This is a genomic window from Rhizobium sp. BK060, assembly GCF_014193145.1.
Taxonomy (GTDB): domain Bacteria; phylum Pseudomonadota; class Alphaproteobacteria; order Rhizobiales; family Rhizobiaceae; genus Rhizobium.
The window spans coordinates 226,891-253,605 of the sequence record NZ_JACHYW010000003.1; the positions used below are offsets into that span (position 1 = coordinate 226,891).

Here is a 26,715-nt window from a genome sequence, read left to right on the forward strand (position 1 = left end):
GACAAGCGATGAAGGCAGCAGGCGATATGGAGATTCCGGCCGATCCGGTGCAACGCGCGTTTCTGGGCGTCGAGAAGTCCGTCTTGGACAACCGTTGGATATCGCGCCTCGATCAAGCCGGTCAGAACCGGGCGCTCGCCATGTCTCAGATGCACGGGCTGCCGGAGCTTATTGCGCGCGTTCTCGCCGGACGTGGTGTCACTGTCGATGAGGCATTGGAATTCCTCGACCCGACGCTTCGTGGCCTGATGCCTGATCCCTATACCTTGACGGATTGCGAGAAGGCGGCCCAGCGGCTTGCCGAAGCGATCCGCAGCCAGCAGCAGGTCGCGATTTTCGGTGACTACGATGTTGACGGCGCTTCCTCATCGGCGCTCATGTTTCGCTTTCTCAAGCACTTTGGCGTCAAGGTCGATATCTATATTCCCGACCGCATTTTCGAGGGATACGGCCCGAACCCCGCGGCGCTCGGGAACCTGATCGAGAACGGTGCACGACTGATCGTCACCGTCGATTGCGGATCGACCAGCCATGATGCGCTGGCCGAAGCTGCCAGGCGCAACATCGACGTTGTGGTGATTGATCACCACCAGGTGACACACGACTTGCCGACCTGCCATGCGCTGGTCAATCCGAATCGCGAGGACGATCTCTCCGGGCAGGGACATCTCTGCGCAGCTGGCGTCGTATTTCTTGTGCTCGTTGCGACGCTGCGCTTGTTGCGGGAGGCTGGCGATCCACGCGTGCGGTCGATCGACCTGCTGCAGTGGCTTGATATTGTCGCGCTTGCGACTGTGTGCGATGTCGTCCCGCTGAAGGGCCTGAACCGTGCCTATGTCGTCAAGGGGCTGATTGCCGCCCGTCATCAGGGCAATGCCGGCCTGTCCGCGCTGTTCCGCAAGGCGGGCCTTGCCGGGCCGGCAACGCCCTATCACTTCGGCTTCCTGATCGGCCCGCGCATCAATGCGGGCGGGCGCATCGGCGACGCCGCACTCGGCAGCCGCCTGCTCACACTGGACGACACGGGCGAGGCCGAGGCTATCGCCCAGCAATTGGATGAGCTCAACCGCGACAGACAGGCGATGGAAGCGGCAATGCTTCAGGAGGCGGAGGCCGAGGCGCTGGCGGAATACGGGGACGGCGAGGGTGCCTCGGTCATCGTCACCGCGCACGAAAAGTGGCACCCCGGCATCGTCGGCCTGATTGCCGCCCGTCTGAAGGAACGGTTCAAACGCCCGGCCTTTGCGATTGCCTTCGACCCATCCGGCAAGGGCACCGGCTCGGGCCGCTCGATCAACGGCTTTGACATGGGCAAGATGGTACGCGCGGCGGTGGACGAAGGCTTGCTGGTCAAGGGCGGCGGCCACGCCATGGCTGCTGGTCTCACGGTCGAGCGCGACAAGCTAGGCCTGCTGCGCAGTTTTTTTGACGAACGCGCCGAAAAGACGATTGCCGCACTCGTTGCCAACGAGACGCTGAAGATCGACGGTGCGATTGCTGCCAGCGGTGCAACGATCGATCTGATCGATCGCCTCGAGACGGCCGGCCCTTACGGATCGGGTCATTCTCAGCCGCTCTTTGCCGTTCCCGCTCATCGCCTTCGCGATTCCCGCCTGGTTGGCGAGAAGCATGTGAAGGTGACGCTCGAAGCCATGGACGGCGCCCGTCTCGACGGAATCGCCTTTCGGGCGGCCGATACACAACTGGGCAACCTGCTGCTGAACTCAAGGGGCTCCAGCCTGCACATTGCGGGTTCGCTTGGCGCAGATCACTATCAGGGCTCCCGACGCATCCAGCTGCGCGTTCAAGACGCCGCTCCTGCGCGATGAGGCCGACTGGCGTTGGCGGCCATGGTGCAGGCGCTGCCCTGAGCAGCGGCGATGCTTGGCGTGAACGCCACTCTATGGCGCAGCGACGGCAGCCTTAGACGAGAATGTGCTGCGTCAAGTCGCTTTCGATGAAGATCATGTTGGGCTTGTAGCCCAGCTCAAGGAATTTCTCGCGCCGAGCCATATCCGCCGCGAAGATCATCGTGCTTTCGACCTTCGTCGACGCGCTATCGTCCAGATCTGCGGTGACTTCGATTTCTGGTCCTAGACCGACGTCGCGAAGGAGTTCGGTGATCAATGCCGGATCAGCCATTCCGCTGAGAACGAGCCGGTCAACGCCTGCGGTCGCACTCACCTGGTAGGCCAGCGTCTGCATGGCGACCAGCATCGGGAAGGATTCTCGGAGTGCTGCGACCTCGGGGTGATCCGCCATGCCGCCAAGCGCCATGCGCGTGTAGAGTTCGTAGGCCTTGATGAAATCCTTGCGAACGGCCCAGAGGCGCACCGCCACCGCCATTCGGTTGAGGGTGAAGACCTTACACATTTGCTCAAAGATCGCGCGCGATTCCGGTCCCGTGTTGAGCTTTCCGCGCTTGGCGGCCATGTAGAGGAAATACTCAAGCCCGCCGCGATACTTGTCCCAGGCGACCATGACCTCTTCGTTGCCGGCCTGCGAGCGGTTGGTCGCCAGCTTCGAGTTGACAACAGAGCGATAGAAAGGCTGCTTGAGGAAGGCCACTCCGCCTTGATCCAGCACATGAGCGAGATAGGCAAAGAAACAGAAGCAAAAATCGCGCGGGACCCAGACGGATCGGAGTGCCGACGATCTGTAGATTGCGATTTCCGGGAAGATGTGCCGCTCGAAGATGAACTGAAACACCTCCACAAAATCATGCCGGCCAAACTTGATATCCTCGTCGACCTTATAGAAGGTCGTCAGGTCGCGGTCTGCGATCTCGTCGTAGAGATACCAGGAGGCGTGGCATGCGGACACGTCCGAATTTGCATCAAGATACGCGACGGCCGCGTTGACGCCATCTGGTATCAGGAAGTCGTCGTCGGCGAGATAGATCGAATACTCGCCCACTGCGTGGCGGAAGGTGCTTGCGATATTCTTGTATGGCCCACCGTTGACGGCACGGCGGTGATAGCGGATCGCAAGTCCCTTCGCGATAAACTCTTCGACGACCTGCGCCGTATTGTCGGTCGAGGCATTGTCGGAGATTACGATCTCGTACGGGAAGTCGAAGCTATAGGTTTCGCAATGCTCGAGTGCGTTGCGAAGATAGGCCTCTCGATTGTAGGTCGGGATGCAGATGCTGAGTTTGATGCCGCTCACTTGAATTGTCTCCGGGGGCAGGGACCTGTCGCCTTCATGGCAGCGGTCGAGGGGCAGGGTGCCCAAAAAATCGTGCGAATCGTGATTTCAGAGCCAGGCGCTGCGCCCGCAGACAACACAGAAAGCGTCGCCCCGCTTCTTCGATAGGGGAATGGCTCCCCAGCGAGCATCATGACTTTCACCAAGATCGCCTCCGCGATGGCGATATCTGCGCGGCTCGCTTGCCGGCAAAGATCTTGATGTGACTATCTATGGGGCCGAGATGGAGCGAGGCTTATGTCCGCTGCGGGAGGAGAAGCCGGCAATGCTCCGTGCGAAAGGAAATCGCAAGGAGGTAGTGGCTTCCCATAGAGAAGGAGACCACTAAGCGTGCTATATCGACAGCCTTAGCCGCTAAAGTGAACTGTCTATGATGCTGATTTTATTGAGAAAGTGGCACGCCCTAGGGGAGTCGAACCCCTCTTCCCAGAATGAAAATCTGGTGTCCTAACCGATAGACGAAGGGCGCTTCCTTCGTGGTGGCGCCCTTATAGTCAGGCACTTTGAATCCCGCAAGCGGCAAAACAAGAAAAAATCACCATGACGCGAATTTTTCCTTGCTTCGAGCTTTAAGCGCTCCGTGCGTCGCGATTATCACTTTGATATCGCTATATTATTAATTGTTCCACAAACTGTCGACGGCCCTGTGGAAAGTTTCGGTGGACGCGACCGGCCAGCGTCAGACGCGTCGTCAATGACGCAACTTCCTCAGGCGCGCACCTCGAAGACCATGTTGAATGGTGTTTCCGTGGCGCGGCGGAAATGCTTGAAGCCGGCAGCGAGGGCGACTTTCCGTAGCTTTGTTTCGCCTGTGCGTCGATTTCAACCTCCTGCGAGAGCGATGCCTGGGTGCAGATCATCGTCGACGCACCGTAGTAGACGCGACCGACCGGATTGAGGTTATCCTTCAGGCAGTCATGCGAGAAGGGTTCGACGACCAGCCAGGTTCCGTCCGCAGAGAGTGACTCCTTGACGTGCCTGCCGGCGCCGACCGGATCCCCCCATGTCGTGCAGCCGGCACCATACCACTGCCAGCATTTGCCGCGAAAACAACACTGTGGCATTGCGGGCAAACTGTTCCGTCTGCAGAAGGCGAGCGTGATCGTTGAACAAAATTAACGCGCTGGTTGCGCCAATTGTCGCGTTGACAAGAAAAATGGCGAGATCGATAGTTCGCTAGCCCCTAGAGGCGTGGAGGAAAGATCATGATGAAGCATGTGACTATTCTTGCATCCGTTTCCCTGCTCGGGGCGCTGGCGTTCGCAACGCCGTCCTCGGCGCTGAGCATGAAGGAATGCAGCGCAAAGTATAAGGCTGCCCAGGCTGACGGTTCTGCAAAGGACATGAAGTGGAATGATTTCCGCAAGGCGCAGTGCGGTCCGGATGCGACCGCGGAGCCGGATGTCACGCTCAATAGCGGCGAAGAACCGGCAAAGCCGACAATGACGGCGCCCAAGGGCGTTTCGTTCCCGACAGCCATTGCACCGAAGTATGCGAAGGAAACGCCCGGCAAGGGCCGGATGCACACCTGCGTCGACGCCTATCACCAGAACAAGGACGCCAATACGCTCAATGGTCTGAAGTGGATCCAGAAGGGCGGCGGCTTCTACAGCCTCTGCAACGCTAAGCTGAAGGGCTAATGGATCCATTCCTGATCTCGAAAGGCTCCGTTTTCGGGGCCTTCTACTTGTCGGGATACGGTGCTTGGTGCTCAAACTGAACCGCCACAAACGCCCCTGAAACGAAAAGGCCGCCGGAAACTCCGACGGCCTTGAATTGGGCGCTCGCCAAATCGGCCTAGTGCAAGATCTGGCTGAGGAAGAGCTTGGTGCGCTCGTGCTGCGGATTGTCGAAGAACTCTGCCGGCGAATTCTGCTCGACGATCTGCCCCTGGTCCATGAAGATAACACGGTTGGCGACCTGACGCGCAAAGCCCATTTCGTGAGTCACGCAGAGCATGGTCATTCCTTCCTCAGCAAGTCCGACCATGGTCTCCAGAACTTCCTTGATCATCTCAGGGTCGAGCGCCGACGTCGGCTCGTCGAAAAGCATGATCTTCGGGTTCATGCAGAGCGAACGAGCGATCGCCACACGCTGCTGCTGACCGCCAGAGAGCTGGCCCGGATACTTGTTGGCCTGCTCCGGGATCTTGACGCGCTTCAGGAAGTGCATGGCGATCTCTTCCGCCTGCTTCTTCGGCATCTTGCGCACCCAGATCGGTGCAAGCGTGCAGTTTTCCAGAATGGTCAAATGTGGGAAGAGGTTGAAGTGCTGGAAGACCATGCCGACTTCGCGGCGCACTTCATCGATCTTCTTCAGGTCGTTGGTGAGTTCGACGCCATCAACGATGATCTGGCCCTTCTGGTGTTCCTCCAGACGGTTGATGCAACGGATCATCGTCGACTTGCCGGAGCCGGAGGGGCCAGCAATGACGATGCGCTCGCCGCGCATCACCTTCAGATTGATGTCGCGTAGCACGTGAAAATCGCCGTACCACTTGTTCATGCCGATGATGTCGACGGCAACGTCGGTTGCCGAAACGGTCATCTTCTTAGGTTGAGCCTCAGCCATGTGTTCGTTCCCTTGATCTTTTATCGTTTGTGGCCGGTATCGAGATAGCGTTCCATAAAGCCTGAATAGCGCGACATGCCGAAGCAGAACAGCCAAAAAACGAAGCCAGCAAAAATCAGCCCGGTCAACGGCGTCACTGCGCTTGCCCAATTGGCGTCGGTAAAGTTGAACCGGACAATGCCAAGCAGATCGAACATGCCGATGATCGATACCAGCGAGGTGTCCTTGAACATGCCGATGAAGGTGTTGACGATACCGGGGATGACCAGCTTGATCGCCTGCGGCAGGATGACCAGCCGCATTTTCTGCCAGTAGCCGAGCCCGAGCGAATCGGCACCCTCGGACTGGCCCTTCGGGATCGCCTGCAGGCCGCCGCGGATGACCTCGGCCATATAAGCGGAGGCAAAGATCGCCACACCGATTAGCGCGCGCAAGAGCTTGTCGATGGTATAGCCGGCCGGCAAGAAGAGCGGCAGCATTACGCTTGCCATGAAGAGCACCGTAATCAGTGGGATGCCGCGAATGATTTCGATGAAGGCGACGCAGACCATCTTGATGACAGGCATATTCGAGCGTCGACCGAGCGCCAGAATGATACCGAACGGCAGCGACACCGCAATGCCGACGAACGACAGCACCAGCGTCACCATCAGGCCGCCCCAGAGCGGCGTGTCGACGATCTCGAGGCCGAAGCCGCCGTAAAGCAGCCAGAAGGCAAGAAGCGGCAGGACAGCAAACAGCAGAATGGCGTTGAGGCGCTTGAACGGCGCCTTGGGGATCAGCATGGGTGCGAGCAGCAGCACGAACAAGATCCCGACGATTGTCGGGCGCCAGCGCTCATCGAGGGGATATCGACCGAACACGAACTGGTCGAGCTTTGCATTGACGAATGCCCAGCAGGCGCCGCTCCAGCCGTCGGGCTGAGTGCCGCCCTGAACGGCGGTTGCGCAGAACGTGCGGTCCGTTCCGCTCCACACGGCCTGAATGAACAGCCAGTTGATCATATGCGGCAGCGCCCACGCCAGGAAGGTGACAGCAATGACGGTCAGGACAATGTCCTTGGGCGTTGCCAGCAGGTTCTTGCGAACCCACGCCCACGCGCCGCTTTCGCTGCGCGGTGCTGGCGCCGGGTCGATAAAGGCGGTCCTGACGAAGGATTGGCTGGATACCGACATCTTATCTCTCCACCAGAGCCATCTTGGCGTTGAACCAGTTCATGAACAGCGAGGTCACGAAGCTGATCGCGAGGTAGACGATTGCCCAGATGAATACGACTTCGATCGCCTGGCCTGTCTGGTTGAGGATCGTGCCGCCGACGGCGACGAGGTCCGCGAAACCGATGGCGATCGCCAGCGATGAGTTCTTCGTCAGGTTCAGGTACTGGCTGGTGAGCGGCGGAATGATGATGCGCAGCGCTTGCGGGATGACAACGAGGCGCGTGATGCTTGATGGATGGAGCCCAAGCGCGCCTGCTGCTTCCGACTGGCCCTTGGGGACGCCGCGAATACCAGCGCGGACGATTTCAGCAATGAACGCCGCCGTGTAAAAGGACAGAGCCAGGAACAACGACATGAATTCCGGCCCGACGACGGAGCCACCGGTCAGATTGAACTTGCCGGCCACGGGTACGTCGAACGACAGCGGCATGCCGGCCAAGAGGAATGCCAATATCGGCAGGCCGACGATCAGCCCGATGGAAACCCAGACCGTATGGAATTGCTTGCCGGTCGCTGCCTGACGCTTGTGCGCCCAGCGTGCGACGATCGTGGTTGCGACGATCCCGATCAGGAGTGCCACGCCAACCGCCCATATGCCTTCACCGAAGATCGGCTTGGGGAAGGCGAGCCCCCGATTGTTGAGGAACATGTTCAGCGGTAGATGCAGCGATTCGCGCGCCCCTGGCAGGACGGCAAGAACGCCCTGATACCAGAAGAAGATGACGAGCAGCGGCGGGATGTTGCGGAAGACCTCGACATAGACCGTGCAAAGCTTGGCGATCAGCCAGTTATGCGACAGGCGCCCGATACCGACGATGAAGCCGATAATCGTGGCCGTTATGATGCCGGTGACCGCAACCAGAATGGTATTCAGGAAGCCGACCACGAGGGCTCGGCGATAGGTGGCATCGCTGGAGTAATCGATCAGCGACTGGCCGATGTCGAAGCCGGCTCGCCCGCTCAAAAAGCCGAAGCCGGAGGCAGTGCCGGAGCGCGCGAGATTCTGAGCCGTGTTATGGGCAATCCACCACACGAATCCGACGATGATCGCGACGGTCAGAACTTGGAAGAAAATGCCCCGAAATCTCGGGTCGTAGATCACCGACTGGAACCTCCAGCCAGTGCTTAGCACATGCGACGTGTGCACAGCCTCTTGCGTCATGCCGAGCCTAATCCCCTATGAGCCCGTTTTCGGGCTTTTTTCTTTATTTTGGGAAGGCGGCCAACCGCCTTCCCAAGTCGTAGCTAGCCGATCAACGGACCGGCGGCGCGTATTGGATGCCGCCCTTGTTCCACAATGCGTTCAGGCCGCGCTCGATCTTGAGCGGGCTGCCTTTGCCGACATTGCGGTCGAAGACTTCACCGTAGTTTCCGACGCCCTTGACGATGTTATAGGCCCACTCGTTGGTGAGCCCCATGTCGGTGCCGATCTTCGTATCGGCTTCTGTGCCGAGGAAGCGCTTGATGTCGGGGTTTGCGGAGTTCTTCATCTCATCGACGTTTGCCTGGGTAATCCCGAACTCTTCGGCATTGACGAGGGCATAAGCCGTCCACGATACGATGTCGAACCACTGATCGTCACCCTGACGAACCGCTGGTCCAAGGGGCTCCTTCGAGATGATTTCCGGAAGAACCATATGCTCGTCGGGATTCTTCAGCGTCAGACGCAGCGAGTAGAGGCCGGACTGGTCGGTCGTGTAGACGTCGCAACGACCGGCGTCATAGGCAGCATTGACTTCTTCGAGCTTCTCGAAAACGACCGGATTGTACTGAAGGTTGTTCGACTTGAAGTAGTCGGCGAGGTTCAGTTCCGTCGTTGTGCCGGCCTGGACGCAAACGGCGGCACCGGAGAGTTCGAGTGCCGACTTCACGTTGAGGCCCTTGCGAACCATGAAGCCCTGACCGTCATAATAAGTGACCGGGCGGAAGTTGAAGCCTTGCGCCGTATCGCGGTTAATCGTCCAGGTCGTGTTGCGTGACAGAACATCAACTTCGCCCGACTTCAGCGCCGGGAAACGGTCCTTGGCCGACAGTGGCGTGTACTTCACCTTGGTCGGGTCGCCAAAAACGGCGGAAGCAACGGCCTTGCAGAAGTCGACGTCGAAACCGGCCCAATTGCCGGAAGCGTCAGGCTGCGCGAAACCAAGAAGGCCGGTGTTGACGCCGCACTGAACAAAACCCTTTGCCTTTACGTCTTCGAGCGTGGTGGCAGAAGCTGCCGAGGCGCCAAGTCCGAAAACTGCTGCACCGATGGCGGCGGACAAAAGCTTAATCTTCATTTTCCCAACCTTTTCCTTTGTCTTATCTTTTTGTGGGAGCGTTCGGCCGAAGCAAGCGAAACCTCCCAGATGACCCGACACCCTCCCGGCGCGAGTGGTTCTATCACAGTCGCAAATGTCACTACGGTCAAGTGTCGCAGTGAAAGATTGCGTGATATTTCGGCAATTCCCTAATTGAGGAGCACAAAATGAGCAGATGACTATCGAATTGGCGGCCTTTGCCGAAAAAAATCGCGCAAAACCGCTGATATATCTGAGGAATCTGCATGGCAGGGGTGCCGTGCGTGGTCCGGCTTCGGGGTTGACCGATCGTTTCGTGCGGTTCAAGAGTTTGCCGACCGCATCCCATCGCCAAAGGCATTTCCAACATGAATGATAAAGAAGGCCCGCTTCAGAACGCTGGCATCAACACGCGCCTTGCACACCTCGGCAACGACCCGGCCGAATTCCATGGCTTCGTCAATCCGCCGGTCGTCCACGCCTCGACAGTGCTCTTTCCAAATGCACGAGCAATGGAAACCCGTGCGCAGAAGTACACGTACGGAACGCGCGGGACCCCGACAACGGATGCCCTTTGCGAGGCGATCGATGCCCTGGAAGGGTCGGCTGGAACGATTCTCGTGCCATCGGGCCTTGCGGCTGTTACCGTCCCGTTCCTAGCGTTCCTCTCGGCAGGCGACCACGCTTTGATCGTCGATTCGGTTTATGGGCCGACCCGGCATTTCTGCGATACGATGCTGAAGCGCCTCGGCGTTGAGGTCGACTACTACGATCCGCTAGTGGGCGCGGGCATCGAAGCGCTGATCAAGCCGAACACCAAGCTCGTCCACACGGAAGCGCCAGGCTCGAATACTTTCGAAATGCAGGATATTCCGACGATTGCCGCAATCGCGCACAAGCACGGTGCGGTGGTGACGATGGACAACACCTGGGCGACGCCGGTCTACTTCAAGCCGCTCGACTTCGGCGCCGACATCTCCATTCATGCCGCCACGAAATATCCGTCCGGGCACTCCGATATCTTGATGGGGACGGTCTCGGCAAATGCCAGATATTGGCCGCAGCTCCACGAAGCGAACATAACGCTTGGCATTTGTGGCGCCCCTGACGACGCCTATCAGATCCTGCGCGGGCTGCGCACCATGGGTGTGCGCCTGGAGCGCCATTACGAGAGCGCGCTCACGATCGCCAAGTGGCTTGAGGGCAGGGAGGACGTCGCCACGGTGCTGCATCCGGCGCTGCCGAGCTTCCCGTCGCACGAATTGTGGAAGCGCGATTTCAAGGGGGCGAGCGGCATCTTCTCCTTCGTGCTCGCCGTCGACGCCCCGGAGAAGTTCAGGGCCAAGGCGCACGCTTTCCTCGACGCGCTGCGAATATTCGGCCTCGGCTGGTCGTGGGGCGGTTTCGAGAGTCTCGCCATTCATGTTAATTTGAACGATCGTCGCATTCGAAAAGCGCCAATCGAAGGACCGGTCATCCGCTTGCAGATCGGGCTTGAAGATGTCGTCGATATCAAGGCCGATATCGAACGTGGCTTTGCCGCAGTCAAGGCTGTCTGATCAGGCGCCTGCGCGGTAGCCGTAAATCCAGTCGAGATCCGCCGCGAGACTTTGCGGCGGCCGCAGGGCTAGGACGATGTCACGCCCTACACGTATCGGTCCGCGGGCGTGATAGGCAAACTGGTTGAATGCGCCGCGCTGACGAAGCCGCGCTATCCGCGGGGTGCGATGTGCTTCGTACAACCGCAGCGCTTCGGCAACCGGCCGTGTTGCCACGAACATCGCCAGCTCATAGGCGTCCTCAATCGCCATTGCAGCACCCTGTGCCGCAAAAGGCATCATTGCATGCGCAGCGTCGCCAATAAGGACGCAATCGCGCCCATTTTGCCAACGCCCATTTGTCGTTTCATAGAGGGGCCAGAAGGTGATGTCGCCTGTCTTGGAGAAAAGTCCGGCCACGGCAAGGTGCCATCGGGAAAACCGCGAAAGCAGCTGTTGACGCTGCGCTTCCGTCGGTTGCGTCGTCCAGTCATGCGACGCGGCATTGCCGGCGGTGATCGCCACCATATTGAAACTGCTGGTTTCTCGAAGCGGATAACAGACGAGATGCGCTGACGGGCCAAGGAATGCCGAGACGCTCGTGCGTTCAAGAAAGGCGGGCGCGTTTGCCGCGGCAATCGTGAAGCGGTAGGCGATGTTGCCGGAGAACCGTGGTGAGGGGCTGCCTTCGATGTCTTCCCGAACCTGCGACCAGACGCCGTCGGCGCCAATCAGAAGATCCGCTGGGCGTGTTAGCTCCGACAATGTCCGGCTCTTAATCCGCGCTCCAAGATGCAGTTTGCAAAGTGGCTCTTTGGCGACGGCGTCAAACAGCGTCCGCTGCAAGGTGGAGCGATGGAGGACACCATAGGGCGTACCCCACCGGGCACGTGCAAACCCGCCTGCAGGGACGGTTGCGAGCTGACGCAGCGTCGTTCCGGACATAAGCCGAATGGAGTCTGGCTCGAGCCAGGCGTCAGTCAGGCGCTCGAGGATGCCCAGTTCCGCCAGGATACGTGAAGCATTCGGCGAAATCTGCAGACCGGCCCCGACTTCAGTCAGTTCAGGTGCCTGCTCGAAAATCTCGGAGCTGATGCCGCACCGAGCCATCGCCAGTGCAGCCGTAAGGCCCGCTACGCCCGCGCCGACAATGGCGGCATGTTCAGCCGGCATAGGCTGTCCGATCCTAAATTGGGGGTGTCAGGCAGCCTTGACGTGGAAGACGCAGCCAGCCGGATTGGTCTGGTTTGCCTTCAGCGCACCGTTGAAGCGGTAAAGGGTCGAGCAGTAGGAGCAGACCTTCTCGTTCTCGTCGCCCATGTCGATGAAGATGTGCGGGTGATCGAACGGAACAGAGGCGCCGGTGCACATGAACTCCTTCACACCGACTTCGATAACGCGGTGTCCGCCGTCGTTCTGGAAGTGGGGAATGTTGTGGCCGGCCATGCTCGTCTCCGAATGCTGTGTAACGTGCGCGGACCTTATAGTCCTTCACCGCAAATGTGTAGAGCCAAAGAACGCCGGGACGCACAGTTTTTGCAACTGCGAGGGTTTCAGTTCGATGACCTATAAAATATGGTCCGGCAAAAAAGGACAGTCCGATGAACTTGAATACGCCCGCCTTTTCCAGCTTCACGCATGACGGTCTGAAGCTCGCCTTCTTCGACGAAGGTGATCCGTCGGGCGCGCCGGTGCTGCTGATCCACGGATTTGCCTCCAGCGCCAACGTGAACTGGGTTCATCCGGGTTGGCTGAAGACGCTGGGCGAGGCGGGTTATCGCGTTATCGCCATAGACAATCGCGGACATGGTGCAAGCGACAAGCCACGCGACGCCGAGGCCTATCGTCCGTGGCATATGGCCAGCGACGCGGTTGCGCTCCTCGATCACCTCAAAATTCCGGAAGCCAACATCATGGGCTATTCGATGGGAGCCCGCATTTCCGTGTTCACGGCGCTTGCCAATCCAGATCGCGTCCGCTCGCTGGTACTCGGCGGTCTCGGGATCGGCCTGACGGATGGTGTCGGCGATTGGGATCCGATTGCGGATGCTTTGCTGGCACCGTCGCTCGATGATGTTATCCACGATCGCGGACGCATGTTCCGGGCTTTTGCCGATCAGACGAAAAGCGACCGCGACGCGCTCGCCGCCTGTATCAAGGGGTCGCGTGATCTCGTCGCACGATCCGACATGGCGAAAATCGACGCTCCGACACTAATCGGCGTTGGAACGAAGGATGACATCGCGGGTTCCGCTCAGGAGCTTGCGGCATTGATGCCCCATGCCCAGGCGCTTGATATTCCTGGCCGCGATCACATGCTGGCCGTGGGAGACCGGGTTTTCAAGAAGGCGGTGCTGGAGTTCTACGTCGAAGTCTCCGGACGGTGACACGGGATTTGTCGTGGCGGTTGGAGGACCGCAGGAACGATTCCCGAAGCGCCCATTTATGTTAACAGGTTTTTGCCTTATATAGAGCCGATCCTACGCATACGAGGAGACCTTTCATGGTCGCAAAGACAGACATTCGCTCTCTTGAGACAGGCAATCCTCTCAAGGTGATGGATCCGATCTGGGACAGCCTGCGCGAGGAAGCGCGTGCTGCCGCAGAAAGTGATCCGGTGCTGGCCGCATTTCTCTACTCGACCGTGCTCAACTACCGGTCGCTCGAAGAGTGCGTGATCTATCGCATCTGTGAACGTCTCGACCATCCGGACATGCAAGCGATCCTGTTGCGCCAGACCTTCGATCAGATGCTGGACGATTGGCCGGAGTGGAGTGCCATTTTGCGCGTCGACATCCAGGCGATCTATGATCGCGACCCCGCATGCCTGCGCTTCATGGAAGCTGTGCTCTATTTCAAGGGATTCCACGCGCTGCAGACACACCGCCTGGCGCATTGGCTGCTGAACCGCGGCCGGCGCGATCTGGCGCTATATCTGCAGAGCAGATCGTCGAGCGTTTTCCAGACCGACATCAATCCCGCGGCGCGTATCGGCAGGGGTATCTTCCTCGATCATGCCACCGGGCTAGTCGTTGGTGAAACCGCTGTGATCGGCGACAACGTGTCCATCCTGCACGGCGTCACGCTCGGTGGCACTGGCAAGGAAGGCTCGGACCGGCATCCGAAGATCGGCAGCGGTGTCCTGATCGGCGCCGGCGCGAAGATTCTCGGCAACATCGAGATCGGCTATTGCTCGCGCGTTGCCGCTGGCTCCGTTGTGCTGAAGGCGGTGCCGCCCAAGACGACCGTGGCGGGTGTGCCGGCCAAGGTGGTCGGAGAAGCAGGGTGTTCGGAACCGTCGCGAATAATGGATCAGGTGATCGGCGCGGATATCTGAGCCGCGCGTCGCCTTAACAGTGTGGGCATATCGGCGGGGATAGCGTTCATGCGTCTGTCCCCGTGCCTTTACAGCGCCGTCTTTCCCATGCAAGAAGCGGCCAACCGAGACCGCTCAGGAGATGCAGTGTGAAGCCCGAAGAAATCAAGAAGCTCGACGCCTATTTCAAGCGCACGTTCAACCCGCAGGTGATCGTCAAGGCACGCCCGCGAAAGAACGATTCCGCTGAAGTCTATCTCGGCGAAGAATTTCTGGGTGTCGTCTATATCGATGACGAGGACGGCGACCGCTCCTACAATTTCTCGATGGCGATCCTCGACGTCGATCTTTGATCTGTGATTGACGGGCGGCCTGTCTTTTTGCCGCCCGTCTATCAGTTCGCGCCCAAGCGGCTGGCTTCTCATAGGCCGCTCGATCGATTTGCGACGCGGCTCGAGCCTTGAGCTCGCAAACCTCCGATTGTTTCTTTTCGCGAGGCAATCTCTAGTGCAAAATTGGACTGCCTTCCCTGGACCCGTCCACAGAATGCTCCATCTCCTGCGCTGAGCATGTGCTCTGGCCCTAAGGAGGGATGCCGAGAATGGGTATTTTCGACAAGATCAAGAACGCGATTTTTGGTGAAGCCGTGGCCGCTCCGGTCACTCCGTCCGCCAAACCCGCGCCATCGCCGACCGCAGCAGCGCCAAGCACTGCGCCCGCAGCCACGCCGCAGCCGGCACCGACGCCAGCCGCCGCAGCAGCTCCGATTGACATTGTGCCGCTGTTGGACGCGGCGGTGAAGAAGAGCGGACAGAAGTTAGATTGGCGCCATTCGATCGTCGACCTCATGAAGGCGGTCGGCATGGACGCGAGCCTTGCGGAGCGCAGGGAGCTTGCGGCAGAGCTCGGCTTCAAAGGCGATCCGCACGACACCGCCACCATGAACATGTTCCTGCACAAGGCTTTGATGAAACGGCTTGCCGAGAACGGCGGAAAGGTTCCAGCTGAGCTTCTCGATTGACCGCTCAATGCTATTGGCGCCGCGGCGACATTTTTAGCAAAGCTTCTGGTTGCGGCGCGCCTGATATATTTTAGCAAAATCAGTTATTGAAATATGGCCATCCTGCGCTACCGAAAGGCGAGGGCTCAAGAATGCAATCATGGATTGTTTTGCGATGCACAATGCTGCTTGACTATTTGTGCATTGCAGCTACGCTTCAACTGCCGCAGAGGCCAAGGAGGATGATGGTCATGTTGAACTTCGATGAAGCCAACCGGAAGAGCAAGGAAGCCATGGATACGATGCTGAAGAGCTATTCGGATACCGCAAAGGGCTTTCAGGCAATCGCGGCCGAAGCCGTAGAATACTCAAAAAAATCCTTCCAGGATACGGTTACGCATTTCGAAAGCCTGTCTGGGGCGCGCAGCTTTGAAGCTGCATTCGAACTGCAGACCAACTATGTGAAAACCGCATACGAAAACTTCGTGACCGAAGCCACCAAGCTCGGTGAGATGTATTCCGATCTCGCCAAGAGCGCCTACAAGCCCTACGAAGCGCCCGTTGCCGCAACGACCGCAAAGGCGATGAAAGCGGCTGCAGTCGTCGCGCCCGCCGCGGCATAAAGATACGCGGCGAGAGCCGCATAGCTCTTGAAAAACGAAGACCGGCTACGCATTTGCGGCCGGTCTTTTCTTTTTTCACGATGCCTGTTGGCTGGCCATCGCCAGTTTCTGTGTCTTTGCGTCGAGACCGGCCGAATTGTGATTGCAGTGTGAAACGAGGGGCTTAAAATCGCTCCAGGATGAACTAAGTTAGTATTTCGAATATTCGGCGGGGAATACTCCTCCCAAGGCCCCGTTGGACTGATCGAGGAATGAAAGAAAATGATCGCAGCGCCGATCCGGATGCAAAACGACAGCGAAAGGAACGGGGACAACGGAAATCGCGGAACCTCGGTCATCACACGCACGAAGCCGAAGACCAAGAAGCCCAATCTCTACCGCGTGCTACTCTTGAATGACGACTACACCCCCATGGAATTTGTCATTCATATCCTCGAGCGTTTTTTTCAGAAGGATCGTGAAAGTGCCACCCGCATCATGCTGCACGTCCACAATCATGGTGTCGGTGAATGCGGAATATTTACATACGAGGTGGCGGAGACGAAGGTGAGCCAGGTGATGGACTTCGCCCGACAGCACCAGCATCCGCTGCAATGCGTCATGGAAAAGAAGTGAGGATCTGAACGTGCCAACATTTTCGCCTAGTCTTGAGAAGGCGCTCCATCAGGCACTGACCTTTGCCAACGAGCGGCATCACGAATATGCCACGCTCGAGCATCTGCTGCTCGCCCTGATCGACGATGCCGATGCGGCCGCGGTTATGGGGGCCTGCAATGTCGACCTCGACGCGCTGCGCAAAACGCTTGTTGAATATGTCGATAGTGAACTCTCCAATTTGGTCACCGGCTATGACGAGGACTCCAAGCCGACCTCCGGCTTCCAGCGCGTTATCCAGCGAGCGGTGATCCACGTGCAGTCATCCGGTCGCGAAGAGGTGACAGGGGCAAACGTCCTCGTCGCCATTTTCGCCGAACGTGAGAGCCATGCTGCTTACTTCCTGCAGGAGCAGGAGATGACCCGCTATGATGCCGTCAATTATATCTCCCACGGGATCGGCAAGCGGCCGGGCTCATCGGAGTCGCGTCCGCCGCGTGGCGCCGATGATGGCGAATCCGAGAGCAAGCCGGCTTCGCGCGGCAGCGGTGATCAGGAAGATAGCGGCTCCAAGAAGCAGCAGGACGCTCTGAAGGCTTACTGCGTGAACCTCAATGATAAGGCCAAGAGCGGCAAGATCGATCCGCTGATCGGCCGTCAGGCCGAGGTCAATCGCACCATCCAAGTCCTGTGCCGTCGTTCGAAGAATAACCCGCTCTACGTTGGTGACCCAGGCGTCGGCAAGACGGCTATTGCCGAAGGCCTCGCCAAGCGTATCGTCGAAGGCAAGGTGCCGGAAGCGCTGGCAGACGCTACCATCTTCTCGCTGGATATGGGCACCCTTCTTGCCGGTACACGCTATCGCGGCGATTTCGAAGAACGCCTGAAGCAGGTCGTCAAGGAACTGGAAGAGTATCCGGGCGCCGTGCTGTTCATCGACGAGATCCACACGGTCATCGGCGCAGGTGCGACCTCGGGCGGCGCGATGGATGCCTCAAACCTCTTGAAGCCGGCTCTGTCCTCGGGTGCGATCCGTTGCATCGGTTCGACCACCTACAAGGAATACCGCCAGTTCTTCGAGAAGGACCGTGCTCTGGTTCGCCGCTTCCAGAAGATCGACGTCAACGAACCGTCGATCGACGATGCGATCGAAATTATGAAGGGCCTGAAACCTTATTTCGAAGAGTATCATCACTTGCGTTACTCGAACGAGGCGATCAAGACGGCTGTCGAGCTGTCAGCCCGCTACATTTCGGATCGCAAGCTGCCCGACAAGGCGATCGACGTTATCGATGAGACTGGCGCTGCCCAGATGCTGCTGCCACCTTCCAAGCGCCGCAAGCTAATTACTGAGAAGGAGATCGAGGCAACGGTCGCAACAATGGCGCGTATCCCGCCGAAGACGGTGTCGAAGGATGACGAAGCTGTCCTTGCCAATCTCGAGCAGGAACTGCGTTCCGTCGTCTACGGGCAGGACAACGCGATCGAGGCGCTGTCGACTTCGATCAAGCTCGCTCGCGCGGGCCTGCGCGAACCGAACAAGCCGATCGGCTCCTACGTCTTCTCCGGCCCGACCGGCGTCGGCAAGACCGAGGTTGCCAAACAGCTGGCGTCGTCGCTCGGCGTTGAACTCCTGCGCTTCGACATGTCGGAGTACATGGAGCGGCATACGGTGTCGCGTCTGCTCGGAGCACCTCCCGGCTATGTCGGTTTCGACCAGGGCGGCCTCCTGACCGATGGCGTCGACCAGCACCCGCATTGCGTTGTGCTGCTCGATGAAATCGAGAAGGCGCATCCTGACATCTACAACATTCTGTTGCAGGTGATGGACCACGGCACTCTGACCGACCACAACGGCAAGAAGATCGACTTCCGTAACGTTATCCTGATCATGACGACAAATGCGGGTGCGTCGGAGATGGCCAAGGCCGCGATCGGCTTCGGCTCGTCCAAGCGCACGGGCGAGGACGAGGAGGCGTTGACGCGCCTGTTCACGCCCGAGTTCCGCAACCGTCTCGACGCGATCATCCCGTTCGCGGCGCTTCCGACGGAGGTCATCCACAAGGTCGTGCAGAAGTTCATCATGCAGCTCGAAGCTCAGCTTTCCGAGCGGAATGTGACCTTCGATCTGCAGGAAGATGCCATCGCCTGGCTGGCCGAAAAGGGCTACGACGACAAGATGGGAGCCCGCCCGCTTGCCCGCGTCATCCAGGACGTCATCAAGAAGCCACTGGCCAACGAAATCCTCTTCGGCAAGCTGCGGAAGGGCGGCGTCGTCCACGTCACCGTCGGTCCGAAGGAAGATGGCAAGCCCGGCATCATCCTGGAAGCGGTGCCGGACAGCGCGCCGATCAAGCCGAAACCGGAAGCCGAAGTCGCGCATCCCGAGGCCGATGATGAGGATGATGGCGAGCTGAAGACGAAGGCCCGCGCGAAGAAGGCGACGGCCAAGAAGGCGAAGGCAGTCTCTGAGGCGAAGAGCCCGCCCAGGAAGGGCAGCGCGGTTCCCAGGGTCCCGAAGAAGTAAATGAAGAAGGCGGCCACATGTGCCGCCTTCTTCTTTGCTGGAGTACGCAATCGTTTAGGCGATAATTGCGCGGACGTGAGAACGCGACGAGAGCCTGATCAAAGCTCGGCCCTGATCTTCTCGGCGTTGGCCGCGAGCACCGTATTGTCCTCCATCTGGCCCGAATGCGGACGCAGCGCCATGCCCTCGTAGCGCGGGATCACGTGGAAATGCAGGTGGAAGATGGTCTGGCCGGCGGCCGATTCGTTGAACTGGCAGACGAGGACGCCGTTTGCATCGAATGCTTCCTTGACGGCATTGGCGATCTTCTGCACGACCGGGATCGTCTGCACAAGAACCGCCGGATCGGCATCGAGAATATTGCGTGACGCCGCTTTGGGAACGACGAGCACATGGCCTGGTGCCTGCGGCATCACGTCCATGAAGGCAACAGTGTGCTCATCCTCGTAAATTCGGTGTGACGGAATTTCGCCGCGCAGGATCTTGGCGAAGATATTGTTGCTGTCGTAGGCGGCGCTGGTCATACGAAATCTCCTCTTTGCTGCTGTGATCGCCTAGCGCGACAGGGGTGAAAGCGTCAATCCTCCTGCTGGCGCTCGCCCTTTCGAAACGGGCTGTGCTCCGTCAGGATCTCGTTCATCTGTTCGATGTCGTCACGCTCCCGATCGAGATAGTCGGCGATCGCCCGGCGCAACCCCGCATGTGCAACATAATGCGCGGAGTGGGTTGTCACCGGCAGGTAACCTCGTGCCAGCTTGTGTTCGCCCTGCGCTCCGGCTTCAACACGCTTGAGGCCCTTTGCCAGAGCGAAGTCGATCGCCTGATGATAACAGACCTCGAAATGCAGGTATGGGTGGTCCTCGATGCATCCCCAGTGGCGGCCATAGAGCGAATCGCCACCGATGAAGTTGATCGCGCCGGCAATGTAGCGACCGTCGCGTTTTGCCATGACGAGCAGGATATCGTCTGGCATACGCTCGCCGATCAGCGAGTAGAACTTGCGCGTCAGGTACGGCCGGCCCCACTTTCGGCCGCCCGTATCCATATAAAAGGCGAAGAACTGGTCCCAGATGCGTTCGGTTAGATCGCTGCCGGTCAGCCAATCGATGCTGATGCCGTGTTCGAGGGCGGTGCGGCGTTCCTTGCGAAGTGCCTTGCGCTTGCGCGACGCTAGCGTCTCAAGAAACGCCTCGTGATTGGCATAGCCTTCGTTGATGAAATGGAACTGCTGGTCAGTCCTATGCAAGTAATCCTCGCCCTCGAAGATGCCGATCTCGTCCTCGGGTACGAACGTAATATGGGCGGAAGACACGCCAAGCCGGCGCACGACTTCCTTGAGGCTCTCGGCTATGGCATGCTGGATCGGCAGGCGCTGCAAACCTTCGGCGACAAGCAGACGCGGGCCGGTCGCAGGGGTAAAGGGAATGGAGCATTGCAGCTTCGGATAATACCGTCCGCCCGCTCGTTCGAAGGCATCGGCCCAGCCGTGGTCGAAAACATACTCGCCCTGGCTATGATTCTTGAGGTAGCCGGGGAGGGCGCCGATGAGTTCGCCTTTGTCCGTTTCCAATAGCAGATGGTGGCCCATCCAGCCGGTTTGCGCCGTCGCTGATCCCGATTCTTCGAGTGAGGACAGAAAAGCATGCGACACGAAGGGATTGTAGGCGAGGGTGTTGCCTTTTGAGGAGGCCCCGGAAAGCCGTGACCAGCTCTCCTGGGATATCGCGGTGAAAGACCGCTCGATGCGGATTGAAAGTTCGTCTGTCATGGAGCGAATGCGAGACCGTTTGGGAGGAGAATAGGGCTCACCATCAGTCTGCGCATGATCTTGTCCAAAAAGCGAGCGTCAAACCGAAACGCGCGGATCGAATCCCTCGAATGTCATCTGGTCGGCATTCTCGAACGTGTGCTTGCGACCCTTTTCGTCACGCACGGTCCAGGTGATGACCACGATGCCCTTTTCGCGCTGCGCCGTGATGAACGGGTTCGGCAGATCGGCGAAGAAATAGGAAATGAAGTCGAGGCCGAGTTCCATGGCCTTTTCATGCACTTCGAACTCTTCCGGTTTGCTACCTCCTGCTGTCAGGCCAAGCGGATAGGGCGCATTGAGGGCCTTCAGATCCCGAAGCAGCCAGTGGTCAAAGCTCATCAGGGCGACCTTGCCCTCGTAGCCTTCCAGCACCTCCAGCACCGCTTCCGCAAATCCTTCGTCATCGGCCTCACGGCCTTTCAGTTCGATGACCAGAGGTACCTGGCCCTTTACGAGATCGAGCAGCTGCCGCAGCGTCGGGATCTTGTCGGCTGTCCCGCCGACGGAGATGAGGCCGAGTTCCCTGGACGTACGCTCGCGCACATCTCCCTTGAGCTTGCAAAGGCGCTCCAGATCCTCGTCGTGGAAGACGATCGGGACACCGTCGGAGGCATAGTGCAGATCGCACTCGATCGCGAAGCCTGCTTCGATCGCGCGCGAAAAGGCAGAGAGCGTATTTTCCCACACGGCCTTGTTGAGGTCGTGATAGCCGCGATGGGCGACCGGCTGTTGCTTGAGCCATGCAGCTGAGATCATTGGGCAATTTCCACGATCGCATCGATTTCGACAGCGGCGTTCATCGGCAGGGCGGCCATGCCGACGGCGGCGCGGGCATGCTTGCCGGCCTCACCGAGGATGCCTGCAATCAGGTTGGAGGCGCCATTGATCACGAGGTGCTGTTCGACGAAGTCAGGCGTGGAGGCGACGAAACCGTTGAGCTTGACGACGCGCTTGATGCGACCGAGATCGCCGCCGAGAGCAGCGCGCGCTTGGGAAAGGATGTTGATGGCACAGAGTTCCGCGGCACGTTGGCCAGTCGCAACGTCGACATTCTTGCCGAGATGTCCGGAGACGGCGATCTTGCCGCTTTCGAGCGGCAGCTGGCCGGATATGTAGAGGAGGTTTCCGCTGATAACGTAGGGAACGTAGTTTGCGGCCGGTGCCGCAGCCTCAGGCAGGGATATCCCCATTTCTTTCAGGCGCGCAGCGATTTGATCGGACATTTTCCTCTCCGCTTTTATTGTCAATAGTTCTAAAATTATGCATCAAGGCTTGGAATCTAGATTGTGACATTTTCGAGCCTCGATTTGGCCGAAAGCGTTCTTATAACATTGCAGGCGAGTCCAACAGGAGATTGTCAATGTTCCGATCCAGTCTTGCCGCACTTCTTCTGGCGAGCGCTTCGACGACCGTCTATGCGGCCGCGCCAGCAACGAGTGCCGCGATTGCGACCGGTCTTGTCGCTCATCGGGCGGTCTATGATCTGGAATTGAAGGATGCCTCCGAACGCTCCGGCATTTCAGGCATGTCGGGCCGCATGGTTTACGAGTTCGACGGCAACTACTGCACGGGCTTCACCACCAACTTCCGCTTCGTGACGCAGATCGATACGGGCGATGCCGTCCGCGTCAGCGACCAGCAGACGAAGACCTTCGAGAACGTCAAGGACCGCAGGTTCACCTTCGACACCAAATCCTTCACCGACGACCAGCTTGATAAAGAGGTCAACGGTGCCGCGCAGGACCAGGCTGAAGGCGTAAAGGTTGCCTTGACCCAGCCGACCAGCAAGGAGTTGCAGCTTGCCGCAAGCCGGTTCCCGACGGAACATATGTTAGACGTGATCCGGAACGCCAAGGCTGGCAAGCGCCTGTTCGAGGCGCGTGTCTTCGACGGCTCGGATGATGGGGATAAGGCGCTGGTCACGACGACTGTCGTCGGCAAACAGGTTGCGCCTGCGGCCGATGAGGCCGATGCAGGCAATGCCGGTGCCTTTGCGAAGGCTGCCTTCTGGCCGGTCACGATCTCGTATTTCAATGAGAACACAAAGGCGGACGCTTTGCCCGTCTACCGGATGTCATTCAAGCTCTACGAAAACGGTATTACGCGTGATTTAACGATGGACTATGGCGATTTTGTTCTAAGCGGCAGGCTTGCGAAGCTCGAACTGCTCGATAGCAAATCGGCTGCGTGCAAATAATCGTCGTGGACGCTCGCCGCGACGATTGTCGGTATGTCTAAGTAAACCCTCTCTATGCTAGGAATCCGAAAGGGCGCTGATTTGGGCGTAAGAGTCGGATTGGAGTGAGGATCTTGGCGATACGGCATGATGTACTGAGTGGTGGACTCTCCGGCATCTCAACCGGACTGATCGCGCTGACGTTGCTCGCGAGCGCTCCCGCATTGGCGTCGAATTGCAGCAGCACGCCGGTGGCAGGCATCGATTGGAGCGGGTGCAGCAAGAAGAATGTGATGCTGCAGGGGAGCGACTTTCAGGGTGCCAACCTGGCTGACGCCGATCTCAGTCTGACCAATCTCAGCGGCACGAACCTGACCTCCGCGAATCTAGAAAAGGCGACGCTGGTGCGCGCCTGGTTCACGGGGGCGCAGGCAGGCAACGCGAACTTCGCGAAGATCGAGGCCTATCGGTCCGGCTTCGAGAATGTTTTCGCGGAGGGGGCGTCGTTCGCCGGCGCGGAACTGCAGCGCGCCAATTTCAACGGCGCAAAGCTCAGCGGCGCGAATTTCGAGAAAGCCGAGCTCGGTCGTGCGAGTTTCAGCAAGGCGGTGCTGACTGGCGCTAGGTTTTCGCTCGCCAATCTTTCGCGTGCAGACCTCAGCGGCGCCACTTTTGACGGGCCGATCGCCTTCGATCGTGCCTTCATGTTTTTGACGCGAATCGAAGGGCTTGATCTGTCCGCCGCAACCGGCCTTGAACAAGCGCAGGTCGATCTCGCTTGCGGCGATGCGAAGACGAAACTGCCGACCGGCCTTTCCGCGCCGGCAAGCTGGCCATGTGCCTCCGATTGACGGAGCGTCGTGACGACACGCCCATACGAACGATCCCCCGCGACGTCCTTTATCGCTTTTTTCGTAGGAAGCCTTGATTTTCCGCGGAAGGGGGGGTAAGGGCACCCGCATTCCACACGTAAGGCATGGGATTGTCCGGGAGAAATCCGGATGGTTCCGCCCGGTGGCATTCTCAAAGAGGATGCTGTTAGCCTTGCGGAGGTTCAACCGGAAAAGGATAACAAGGCATGGCATTGCCCGATTTCTCTATGCGCCAGCTCCTCGAGGCAGGCGTCCACTTCGGCCACCAGACGCACCGCTGGAACCCGAAGATGAAGCCGTACATTTTCGGCGATCGCAACAACATCCACATCATCGACCTCGCTCAGACCGTTCCGATGCTGTCGCGCGCCCTGCAGGTTGTCTCCGACACCGTTGCTCGTGGTGGCCGCGTTCTCTTCGTCGGCACCAAGCGCCAGGCTTCTGAGCTCATCGCTGACTCGGCCAAGCGTTCCGCTCAGTACTACGTCAACTCGCGTTGGCTCGGCGGCATGATGACCAACTGGAAGACGATCTCCAACTCGATCCAGCGCCTGCGCAAGCTCGACGAAATCCTTAGCTCCGAGCAGTCCGGCTACTCCAAGAAGGAACGCCTGACCCTCGAGCGCGAGCGCGAAAAGCTCGACAAGGCTCTCGGTGGGATCAAGGACATGGGCGGCACGCCGGACCTGATGTTCATCATCGACACCAACAAGGAAAAGATCGCGATCGACGAAGCCAAGCGCCTCGGCATCCCGGTTGTCGCAATCATCGACTCGAACTGCGACCCGGACCTGATCGACTATCCGATCCCGGGCAACGACGACGCTTCGCGCGCCATCGCTCTCTACTGCGACCTGATCGCGCGCGCTGCCATCGACGGTATCGCTCGCCAGCAGAGCTCGTCGGGCCGCGACCTCGGTGCATCGATCGAAGCTCCGGTTGAGCCGGCACTCGAAGGCGAAGCCGAAGCCTGATAGAAGAAGCAGGCGGACTGAATGGGTCCGCCGTGCTTTCCAGAGATTGGGAAAGGCCGCTCGCGACTCTCGGAAGTTCGGCGGCCTTGACCGTTTCAGGCGAGGGCGATCTGCCTTTCGCCATTTGAGTTTCGTTATGACGCGTTATTCATCATGCTGTCATACATACAGGTACATTTCGTGCCTCAATCCGGTGCCGCACCGCCTTTCGCGGGCCACCGTTTGAACCGACAAGAGGAAGCTTATGACCGAGATTACGGCTGCACTGGTGAAGGAACTTCGTGAAAAGTCCGGCGCAGGCATGATGGACTGCAAGAAGGCGCTGCTTGAAAACAACGGCGACATCGAAGCGTCGATCGACTGGCTGCGCGCCAAAGGCATCTCCAAGGCTGACAAGAAGGCTGGCCGCGCCGCCGCTGAAGGCCTGATCGCCATTGCCGGCGCCGGCCACAAGGCAGTTGTCGTCGAGCTCAACTCGGAAACCGACTTCGTTGCCCGTAACGACGCCTTCCAGGATCTCGTCCGCGGCATTGCCAACGTTGCTCTGTCCACAGACGGTGCGGTTGAAGCTGTCGCGGCTGCGACCTACCCGGCATCCGGCAAGCCGGTCGCCGACACCATCAAGGACGCGATCGCAACCATCGGCGAAAACATGACGCTCCGTCGCGCTGCCAAGCTCGAAGTCGAGCACGGCGTCGTGGCGACCTACATCCACAATGCTGCCGGCGACGGCATCGGCAAGCTCGGCGTTCTCGTTGCCCTGAAGTCGGAAGGCGACAAGGCCGTCCTGACCTCGATCGGCCGCCAGGTCGCCATGCACATTGCTGCGACCAACCCGCTCGCCATCCGCGCGGAAGAAGTTGACGCTGCCGTTGCCGAGCGCGAACGCAACGTCTTCATCGAGCAGGCTCGCGAGTCCGGCAAGCCGGAAGCCATCATCGAAAAGATGGTCGAAGGCCGCATGCGCAAGTTCTTCGAAGAAGTCGCTCTGCTCTCGCAGGCCTTCGTGATCAACCCCGACCTGACGGTTGGCGCTGCGGTCAAGGAAGCTGAAAAGGAAGCCGGCGCTAAGATCGAAGTCGTTGGCATGGCACGTCTTCTCCTCGGCGAGGGCGTCGAGAAGGAAGAAAGTGACTTCGCCGCTGAAGTTGCTGCGGTCGCCAAGGGCTGATCGACCTATACATGTGAAAACCGAAGGGCATCGCGTGACAACGCGATGCCCTTCGTGTATCCGGCACACAGCGGTAATATACGAGGAGCCACGATGTCGTCAGAGCCTGTCTACAAACGCGTTCTACTCAAGGCTTCTGGCGAAGCCCTCATGGGCAGCCAGGGATTTGGAATTGATGTAGCGGTCGCAGACCGCATTGCGGCTGACATAGCCGAAGCGCGGCAGATGGGTGTGGAAGTCGGCGTCGTCGTCGGCGGCGGCAACATCTTCCGCGGTGTTGCGGTGGCTTCTAAGGGCGGCGATCGGGTCACTGGCGACCACATGGGCATGCTCGCGACTGTGATCAACGCGCTGGCGCTGGCAACGTCGCTGCGCAAGTTGAACATCGATACGGTCGTACTCTCCGCCATCGCCATGCCGGAGATCTGCGAGAGCTTTTCGCAGCGCGCAACGCTCTACCACCTGTCGCTTGGCCGTGTCGTGATCTTCGCAGGCGGTACAGGCAACCCGTTCTTCACGACGGACTCGGCAGCCGCACTGCGCGCCGCGGAAATGGGAGCGGAGGCGATCTTTAAGGGAACGCAGGTCGATGGTATTTATTCGGCTGATCCGAAAAAGGATCCCGAAGCGATCCGCTTCGACCATCTGACGCACAAGGAAGTCCTCGACAAGGGACTGGCCGTCATGGACGTCGCGGCAGTGGCCCTCGCGCGGGAGAATTCCATTCCGATCATCGTCTTCTCGATCCACGAGAAGGGTGGTTTTGCTGAAATCCTCAAGGGCGGTGGCCTCAAGACCGTCGTCTCTGATAACTGATTGAGTGGGCGGCAGGTTTGCCGC

General features: G+C 59.1%; 26 protein-coding genes, 1 tRNA gene and 1 pseudogene. 15 read left to right on the forward strand and 13 right to left on the reverse strand.

What is annotated here, in order from left to right:
- Window positions 1-26: 26 nt before the first annotated feature.
- Window positions 27-1,829 (forward strand): single-stranded-DNA-specific exonuclease RecJ, encoded by a 1,803-nt coding sequence (gene recJ, locus FHT71_RS04870; protein ID WP_183719167.1) that lies wholly within the window; start codon window positions 27-29, stop codon window positions 1,827-1,829.
- A gap of 94 nt (window positions 1,830-1,923) precedes the next feature.
- On the opposite strand, the gene FHT71_RS04875 is transcribed toward recJ, so the two are convergent.
- The 3 genes and pseudogenes from FHT71_RS04875 to FHT71_RS04885 form a co-directional block, all read right to left on the reverse strand.
- Window positions 1,924-3,168, reverse strand: coding sequence for a glycosyltransferase family A protein (locus FHT71_RS04875; RefSeq protein WP_132590890.1), 1,245 nt, complete (start codon window positions 3,166-3,168; stop codon window positions 1,924-1,926).
- 433 nt (window positions 3,169-3,601) lie between these two features.
- Window positions 3,602-3,676, reverse strand: a tRNA-Glu gene (locus FHT71_RS04880).
- Window positions 3,677-3,915: 239 nt separating this feature from the next.
- A pseudogene (locus tag FHT71_RS04885) lies at window positions 3,916-4,208 on the reverse strand (SAM-dependent methyltransferase); the annotation flags it as partial.
- Window positions 4,209-4,412: 204 nt separating this feature from the next.
- Here FHT71_RS04885 and FHT71_RS04890 point away from each other — a divergent pair.
- Window positions 4,413-4,847 (forward strand): hypothetical protein, encoded by a 435-nt coding sequence (locus FHT71_RS04890; protein ID WP_007790324.1) that lies wholly within the window; start codon window positions 4,413-4,415, stop codon window positions 4,845-4,847.
- Window positions 4,848-5,004: 157 nt separating this feature from the next.
- Here the strand turns inward: FHT71_RS04890 and FHT71_RS04895 are convergent, their stop codons facing one another.
- From FHT71_RS04895 to FHT71_RS04910, 4 genes are all read right to left on the reverse strand, one after another.
- Entirely contained in the window at window positions 5,005-5,778 is a 774-nt protein-coding gene (locus tag FHT71_RS04895; RefSeq protein WP_007790325.1) for an amino acid ABC transporter ATP-binding protein, read from the reverse strand.
- Window positions 5,779-5,798: 20 nt separating this feature from the next.
- On the reverse strand, window positions 5,799-6,953 hold the full coding sequence (locus FHT71_RS04900; protein WP_132590892.1) for an amino acid ABC transporter permease: 1,155 nt from the start codon (window positions 6,951-6,953) through the stop codon (window positions 5,799-5,801).
- A gap of 1 nt (window position 6,954) precedes the next feature.
- Window positions 6,955-8,157, reverse strand: a complete 1,203-nt coding sequence (locus FHT71_RS04905; protein ID WP_132590894.1) for an amino acid ABC transporter permease — start codon at window positions 8,155-8,157, stop codon at window positions 6,955-6,957.
- Window positions 8,158-8,248: 91 nt separating this feature from the next.
- Window positions 8,249-9,274, reverse strand: a complete 1,026-nt coding sequence (locus FHT71_RS04910; protein WP_007790328.1) for an amino acid ABC transporter substrate-binding protein — start codon at window positions 9,272-9,274, stop codon at window positions 8,249-8,251.
- A gap of 368 nt (window positions 9,275-9,642) precedes the next feature.
- Here FHT71_RS04910 and FHT71_RS04915 point away from each other — a divergent pair, with 368 nt between their 5' ends.
- Complete coding sequence (locus FHT71_RS04915; protein WP_132590896.1) at window positions 9,643-10,833, forward strand: cystathionine beta-lyase; 1,191 nt, start codon at window positions 9,643-9,645, stop codon at window positions 10,831-10,833.
- On the opposite strand, the gene FHT71_RS04920 is transcribed toward FHT71_RS04915, so the two are convergent.
- Window positions 10,834-11,985 carry an FAD-dependent monooxygenase gene (locus FHT71_RS04920; RefSeq protein WP_132590898.1) on the reverse strand — a complete coding sequence of 384 codons (1,152 nt, stop codon included), beginning with the start codon at window positions 11,983-11,985 and terminating at the stop codon, window positions 10,834-10,836. It lies immediately after the preceding gene.
- Window positions 11,986-12,012: 27 nt separating this feature from the next.
- Window positions 12,013-12,258: a zinc-finger domain-containing protein gene (locus tag FHT71_RS04925; RefSeq protein WP_007790335.1), complete on the reverse strand. Its 246-nt coding sequence runs from the start codon at window positions 12,256-12,258 to the stop codon at window positions 12,013-12,015.
- A 155-nt stretch (window positions 12,259-12,413) separates the two neighbouring features.
- Between FHT71_RS04925 and FHT71_RS04930 the strand changes: the two genes are divergently transcribed.
- From FHT71_RS04930 to clpA, 7 genes are all read left to right on the forward strand, one after another.
- Window positions 12,414-13,199, forward strand: coding sequence for an alpha/beta hydrolase (locus FHT71_RS04930; RefSeq protein WP_132590900.1), 786 nt, complete (start codon window positions 12,414-12,416; stop codon window positions 13,197-13,199).
- 116 nt (window positions 13,200-13,315) lie between these two features.
- On the forward strand, window positions 13,316-14,149 hold the full coding sequence (gene cysE, locus FHT71_RS04935; RefSeq protein WP_132590902.1) for a serine O-acetyltransferase: 834 nt from the start codon (window positions 13,316-13,318) through the stop codon (window positions 14,147-14,149).
- A 128-nt stretch (window positions 14,150-14,277) separates the two neighbouring features.
- On the forward strand, window positions 14,278-14,481 hold the full coding sequence (locus FHT71_RS04940; protein ID WP_007532353.1) for a DUF3126 family protein: 204 nt from the start codon (window positions 14,278-14,280) through the stop codon (window positions 14,479-14,481).
- 248 nt (window positions 14,482-14,729) lie between these two features.
- Entirely contained in the window at window positions 14,730-15,149 is a 420-nt protein-coding gene (locus FHT71_RS04945) for a DUF3597 domain-containing protein (RefSeq protein ID WP_132590904.1), read from the forward strand.
- A 230-nt stretch (window positions 15,150-15,379) separates the two neighbouring features.
- Window positions 15,380-15,751 carry a phasin family protein gene (locus FHT71_RS04950; protein WP_007790345.1) on the forward strand — a complete coding sequence of 124 codons (372 nt, stop codon included), beginning with the start codon at window positions 15,380-15,382 and terminating at the stop codon, window positions 15,749-15,751.
- A 261-nt stretch (window positions 15,752-16,012) separates the two neighbouring features.
- Entirely contained in the window at window positions 16,013-16,366 is a 354-nt protein-coding gene (gene clpS, locus FHT71_RS04955; RefSeq protein ID WP_007790346.1) for an ATP-dependent Clp protease adapter ClpS, read from the forward strand.
- A 10-nt stretch (window positions 16,367-16,376) separates the two neighbouring features.
- On the forward strand, window positions 16,377-18,872 hold the full coding sequence (gene clpA / locus FHT71_RS04960; protein WP_132590906.1) for an ATP-dependent Clp protease ATP-binding subunit ClpA: 2,496 nt from the start codon (window positions 16,377-16,379) through the stop codon (window positions 18,870-18,872).
- Window positions 18,873-18,970: 98 nt separating this feature from the next.
- Here the strand turns inward: clpA and FHT71_RS04965 are convergent, their stop codons facing one another.
- The 4 genes from FHT71_RS04965 to FHT71_RS04980 form a co-directional block, all read right to left on the reverse strand.
- Window positions 18,971-19,396, reverse strand: a complete 426-nt coding sequence (locus FHT71_RS04965) for an HIT family protein (protein WP_132590908.1) — start codon at window positions 19,394-19,396, stop codon at window positions 18,971-18,973.
- Window positions 19,397-19,449: 53 nt separating this feature from the next.
- Window positions 19,450-20,640: a GNAT family N-acetyltransferase gene (locus FHT71_RS04970; protein ID WP_132590910.1), complete on the reverse strand. Its 1,191-nt coding sequence runs from the start codon at window positions 20,638-20,640 to the stop codon at window positions 19,450-19,452.
- A gap of 78 nt (window positions 20,641-20,718) precedes the next feature.
- A complete protein-coding gene (locus tag FHT71_RS04975) occupies window positions 20,719-21,438 on the reverse strand; it encodes a glycerophosphodiester phosphodiesterase (RefSeq protein ID WP_132590912.1) in 720 nt (239 codons plus the stop codon).
- Window positions 21,435-21,905: a RidA family protein gene (locus FHT71_RS04980; protein WP_007790353.1), complete on the reverse strand. Its 471-nt coding sequence runs from the start codon at window positions 21,903-21,905 to the stop codon at window positions 21,435-21,437. The genes FHT71_RS04975 and FHT71_RS04980 overlap by 4 nt, the downstream gene beginning before the upstream one ends.
- A gap of 137 nt (window positions 21,906-22,042) precedes the next feature.
- On the opposite strand from FHT71_RS04980, the gene FHT71_RS04985 reads away from it, so the two are divergent.
- From FHT71_RS04985 to pyrH, 5 genes are all read left to right on the forward strand, one after another.
- The gene (locus FHT71_RS04985) at window positions 22,043-22,879 is read left to right on the forward strand and encodes a cell envelope integrity EipB family protein (protein ID WP_132590914.1); all 837 of its coding nucleotides are present in this window, start codon (window positions 22,043-22,045) and stop codon (window positions 22,877-22,879) included.
- A gap of 113 nt (window positions 22,880-22,992) precedes the next feature.
- Entirely contained in the window at window positions 22,993-23,709 is a 717-nt protein-coding gene (locus FHT71_RS04990; protein WP_183719118.1) for a pentapeptide repeat-containing protein, read from the forward strand.
- Window positions 23,710-23,936: 227 nt separating this feature from the next.
- Window positions 23,937-24,704 carry a 30S ribosomal protein S2 gene (rpsB, locus tag FHT71_RS04995; protein ID WP_007790363.1) on the forward strand — a complete coding sequence of 256 codons (768 nt, stop codon included), beginning with the start codon at window positions 23,937-23,939 and terminating at the stop codon, window positions 24,702-24,704.
- A 244-nt stretch (window positions 24,705-24,948) separates the two neighbouring features.
- Window positions 24,949-25,875 carry a translation elongation factor Ts gene (gene tsf, locus FHT71_RS05000; protein ID WP_132590916.1) on the forward strand — a complete coding sequence of 309 codons (927 nt, stop codon included), beginning with the start codon at window positions 24,949-24,951 and terminating at the stop codon, window positions 25,873-25,875.
- A 93-nt stretch (window positions 25,876-25,968) separates the two neighbouring features.
- Window positions 25,969-26,691 carry a UMP kinase gene (pyrH, locus tag FHT71_RS05005; RefSeq protein ID WP_007790366.1) on the forward strand — a complete coding sequence of 241 codons (723 nt, stop codon included), beginning with the start codon at window positions 25,969-25,971 and terminating at the stop codon, window positions 26,689-26,691.
- Window positions 26,692-26,715 lie beyond the last annotated feature (24 nt).

Excerpts from the sequence above, each read along its gene's own strand:
- recJ (WP_183719167.1), top strand. The coding sequence starts at position 27 with ATGGAGATTCCGGCCGATCCGGTGCAACGCGCGTTTCTGGGCGTCGAG.
- FHT71_RS04890 (WP_007790324.1), top strand. The coding sequence starts at position 4,413 with ATGATGAAGCATGTGACTATTCTTGCATCCGTTTCCCTGCTCGGGGCG.
- FHT71_RS04895 (WP_007790325.1), bottom strand. The coding sequence starts at position 5,778 with ATGGCTGAGGCTCAACCTAAGAAGATGACCGTTTCGGCAACCGACGTT.
- FHT71_RS04900 (WP_132590892.1), bottom strand. The coding sequence starts at position 6,953 with ATGTCGGTATCCAGCCAATCCTTCGTCAGGACCGCCTTTATCGACCCG.
- FHT71_RS04905 (WP_132590894.1), bottom strand. The coding sequence starts at position 8,157 with ATGACGCAAGAGGCTGTGCACACGTCGCATGTGCTAAGCACTGGCTGG.
- FHT71_RS04910 (WP_007790328.1), bottom strand. The coding sequence starts at position 9,274 with ATGAAGATTAAGCTTTTGTCCGCCGCCATCGGTGCAGCAGTTTTCGGA.
- FHT71_RS04915 (WP_132590896.1), top strand. The coding sequence starts at position 9,643 with ATGAATGATAAAGAAGGCCCGCTTCAGAACGCTGGCATCAACACGCGC.
- FHT71_RS04920 (WP_132590898.1), bottom strand. The coding sequence starts at position 11,985 with ATGCCGGCTGAACATGCCGCCATTGTCGGCGCGGGCGTAGCGGGCCTT.
- FHT71_RS04925 (WP_007790335.1), bottom strand. The coding sequence starts at position 12,258 with ATGGCCGGCCACAACATTCCCCACTTCCAGAACGACGGCGGACACCGC.
- FHT71_RS04930 (WP_132590900.1), top strand. The coding sequence starts at position 12,414 with ATGAACTTGAATACGCCCGCCTTTTCCAGCTTCACGCATGACGGTCTG.
- cysE (WP_132590902.1), top strand. The coding sequence starts at position 13,316 with ATGGTCGCAAAGACAGACATTCGCTCTCTTGAGACAGGCAATCCTCTC.
- FHT71_RS04945 (WP_132590904.1), top strand. The coding sequence starts at position 14,730 with ATGGGTATTTTCGACAAGATCAAGAACGCGATTTTTGGTGAAGCCGTG.
- FHT71_RS04950 (WP_007790345.1), top strand. The coding sequence starts at position 15,380 with ATGTTGAACTTCGATGAAGCCAACCGGAAGAGCAAGGAAGCCATGGAT.
- clpS (WP_007790346.1), top strand. The coding sequence starts at position 16,013 with ATGATCGCAGCGCCGATCCGGATGCAAAACGACAGCGAAAGGAACGGG.
- FHT71_RS04965 (WP_132590908.1), bottom strand. The coding sequence starts at position 19,396 with ATGACCAGCGCCGCCTACGACAGCAACAATATCTTCGCCAAGATCCTG.
- FHT71_RS04970 (WP_132590910.1), bottom strand. The coding sequence starts at position 20,640 with ATGACAGACGAACTTTCAATCCGCATCGAGCGGTCTTTCACCGCGATA.
- FHT71_RS04975 (WP_132590912.1), bottom strand. The coding sequence starts at position 21,438 with ATGATCTCAGCTGCATGGCTCAAGCAACAGCCGGTCGCCCATCGCGGC.
- FHT71_RS04980 (WP_007790353.1), bottom strand. The coding sequence starts at position 21,905 with ATGTCCGATCAAATCGCTGCGCGCCTGAAAGAAATGGGGATATCCCTG.
- FHT71_RS04985 (WP_132590914.1), top strand. The coding sequence starts at position 22,043 with ATGTTCCGATCCAGTCTTGCCGCACTTCTTCTGGCGAGCGCTTCGACG.
- rpsB (WP_007790363.1), top strand. The coding sequence starts at position 23,937 with ATGGCATTGCCCGATTTCTCTATGCGCCAGCTCCTCGAGGCAGGCGTC.
- tsf (WP_132590916.1), top strand. The coding sequence starts at position 24,949 with ATGACCGAGATTACGGCTGCACTGGTGAAGGAACTTCGTGAAAAGTCC.
- pyrH (WP_007790366.1), top strand. The coding sequence starts at position 25,969 with ATGTCGTCAGAGCCTGTCTACAAACGCGTTCTACTCAAGGCTTCTGGC.